The organism is Nocardia sp. NPDC058497, assembly GCF_042720195.1.
Taxonomy (GTDB): domain Bacteria; phylum Actinomycetota; class Actinomycetes; order Mycobacteriales; family Mycobacteriaceae; genus Nocardia.
On the sequence record NZ_JBHXMY010000634.1, the window covers coordinates 1 to 3283 of the forward strand.

The window sequence follows — 3283 nt, forward strand, 5'->3', positions numbered from 1 at the left end:
CTTTTTTTTCTTGGGCAGCTTATTTTTTGTATAAGAGACAGGGACCGCACCGGCCGCCCAGCGATTCGATGACCCGCGGCGTCGCGAACCACGACGGCGATGTCGAGCGTCGTCGCGCCCAGATCGTAGACCACCGTCGCGACGGAATCCGCAGCGGCGGTTGAGCTTTCACCAGGCCTCTGGTCCGTCGCGCGGTCGAGGGAAGCCGCCGCGGCCAGCGGCTCGGCCACGAGTTCGACCTGGCCGAGGCCAACGCCATCCAGTGCTCGCCGCAGGGACCGGAGCTGGTGCCGACGGTAGACGGCCGGATGGGCGAGCACGGTGTGCTCGGCAGCCGCGCCTGCCGCTGACATCACCTCTCGGAGGGCGCGTGCGATGAGCTCGGCAGCGGGGAGGTCCGCCGCGAAGGGAAAGTTCCCGGCCATCGTCAGATCGCCGAACCCGGTCATGCGTACGGCATCATCGGGTGCGGTCGCGGTGCGCATGACGCTGACCACTGGTTCAGCGCCGGCACTGATGGATACGCACACCGTGTTCCGCGCGCCGATGGACACACCCCACCCAGCAGTCATCCTCACCAATCTCCTTCGGCCGGTGTGCGGCCGGAACGGCTTTACCTGGCCCGAAGTCGTAGTTTAGCCTGCCCTAACTATTTGTTGGGACGCTACATGGAGGCATCTATGTCCGAGGATTTCCTGGTCATTCGACCGAATGTTGGGATGCCGACTGCGATCTGGGGTGCGTCTCATCTGCCGGTGCCGACGGCGCGCGGTGGCCGTTGGCCTGCCCCGGAGCCGGTGCGTCCGCTCGGCCTGTTCGACTCCTGGTGGTTCATCGGCGCCGCGGCAGTGGGCTCGACAGGCATTCTTGCGGCCGCGCTGTGGGTCGCCACCCATGTCCACCCGGACCCCGCGTTGCGCACGGCGGGGTTGTTCGTGCACTTGGCCGGGCTGGTGCTGGGGTTCGGCGGTGTGCTGATCGCCGATTACCTGACGGTGTTGTGGCTGCTGGGCCGCAGCACCCTGGTCGAGGCGATGCGCGGGGTCTCGCGCCTGCATGTGCCGATCTGGGTCGGTCTGGCTGCGCTCGTGGCCAGCGGGTGCGTCCTCGAGCCGAATCTGAGTTCGCCGCTGACTCAGGCCAAGATGGTGCTCATCGTTCTGCTCACGATCAACGGCTTGCAGGCGACGCTGCTGAGCAAGCACCTCGCTGACGCCGCGTCCGCGCCGTTGCCTATCAGATTGTTGCTGTGGGGAGCAATCTCGGGGGCGATCTCCCAGGTCTGCTGGTGGGGGGCGATCGCGATCGGTTTTTGGAATTCTCAGCGCTAGGTCGCGAGTCTGTGATCTGCGGAGATCTATCTCCACTGGCTCGGCCGCCAGCTACGTGGACAATCGCCCAAGTTGTTAGGCAAGGCTTACCTTGCTACGGTTCCGATCCGTTGCCCGCCGGGCAACGAACAATTCAACTCACGGAAAGGGATTACCTCCCATGACATTCACCACCATCACCGCCGCTGTGACCGCCGTCGACGTCGCCTCCGACACCATCACCAGCACCGACGGACAGGTGTGCGGCTGGTAATTCCACCGCCATGACCCGTCAGCGGTTGGGGGCAGCCGCCCGCTGACGGGGCGATCACTGGAAATACCGGCTGACCCCAGGAAGACACCGTGTTCACCAAACGCCAGAACCACAAGATCGTGCCGCTCGAGTCGGAACTGGTCGCCACGGCGCCCACGCTTCGGATCCGCGAGATCTTCCGCCGTTTCTGGCCCTACGCCAGCGGACACCGCACGTGGTTCGGCGTTCTCATCGCGCTACTGACCGTTGGTCCGCTCCTCGGAGCCGCCGCGATCTGGTGCTGGAAACTGCTCATCGACGAAGTTCTCGTCGCCCGCGACCTCGATTCCTTCTGGCCGATCGTGGCAGGATTCGCGCTCCTGACGCTGGCTGGGGCGCTGATTCAGTGCGCGCGGGACTATCTGTCCACGTGGCTGGGTGAGAAGTTCCTGGTGAATCTCCGGTCGAGCGTCTTCCGTCATCTGCAGCGGCTGTCCTCCGACTTCTACACTCGCCGCGGCCAGGGCGATGTCCAGCTTCGGCTCAGCGGAGACATCGCGGCAATACAGACTTTCGTTCTCAGTGGGCCGACGCAGGGTATCGCCGCGATCCTGCGCATCGTCTTCTTCAGCGGCGCACTGTTTCTCGTGCAGTGGCGACTGGCGCTGATCATCCTGGTCACCGCACCGGTTCTGTTCCTCCTGACCCGCCACTTCGGCCGGCTCCGCCAGCAGGCAGCCCGCGAACAACGCCGCCGCAGCGGCGCGGTCGCGGCCCTGGCCGAAGACGCGCTGCACAACATGACCCTCGTCCAATGCTGCGGGCGAGAAGAGTACGAAGCCGAGCGCGTCGACAATCATGGTCAGGCAGCGCTCGAGGCTCAGCTCTCCTCCGCCAGGTACTCCGGCATCTACGCCCTCCTGGTGCAGGTCGTCGAGGTTTTCGGCGGGGTGCTGGTGCTCGGCGCCGGCGTCTGGATGCTCATGCGCGGCATGATCACCCTGGGCAGCCTGGTCGTGTGCCTGGCCTACCTGCGTGAACTCTTCACACCGCTGAGCGCACTCGGCAAGCTCACGACGACCTTGTTCACCGCGGGTGCCGCCGCCGAGCGCGTCCTCGAACTGCTCGACCAGGAACCAGCCGTCCTCGACGCGCCGGACGCGCAGCACATCGAGCGCGCTCGCGGGCAGATCCGCCTCGACAACGTGACCTACCGCTACCCCGAGTCCGATCGCGCCGCGCTGCGCGATGTGTCCTTCGGTGCCGAGCCAGGCGAGATCATCGCGCTGGTCGGGCCGAGCGGCGCCGGAAAGTCCACGCTCGCCCGGCTCCTGGTCCGATTCTGCGATCCCGAGTCGGGTTCGGTCCGCCTCGACGGTCGCGATCTGCGCGACCTGAAGCTCGTGGACATCCGGCGCAATATCGCGCTACTGCTGCAAGACGCCTATCTCCTCGACACCTCCGTCCGCGAGACCATCGCCTACGCGACAACCGAAGCCGAGCACGCCGATGTCGTCGCCGCAGCAAGTGCCGCCGACGCCGACACCTTCATCCGCAGACTGAAGCAGGGCTACGACAGCCGGGTCGGCCACAGCGGCCGGTTGCTGTCCGGTGGACAACGCCAGCGCGTGACGATCGCCCGCACCTTTCTGCAGGACTCGCCGGTCATCGTTCTCGATGAACCAGGAACAGCACTCGACGCCGCATCACTGCACCGCGT

General features: G+C 65.8%; 3 protein-coding genes. 2 read left to right on the forward strand and 1 reads right to left on the reverse strand.

Translation table 11 applies throughout. The features are described 5' to 3' along the window. On the reverse strand, positions 1-485 hold a 485-nt coding region (locus ACFWPJ_RS28575; RefSeq protein WP_378855963.1), incomplete at its 3' end, for an Hsp70 family protein. Positions 486-719: 234 nt separating this feature from the next. Between ACFWPJ_RS28575 and ACFWPJ_RS28580 the strand changes: the two genes are divergently transcribed. Next, entirely contained in the window at positions 720-1331 is a 612-nt protein-coding gene (locus tag ACFWPJ_RS28580; RefSeq protein ID WP_378855965.1) for a hypothetical protein, read from the forward strand. 342 nt (positions 1332-1673) lie between these two features. Next, on the forward strand, positions 1674-3283 hold a 1610-nt coding region (locus tag ACFWPJ_RS28585; protein ID WP_378855967.1), incomplete at its 3' end, for an ABC transporter ATP-binding protein.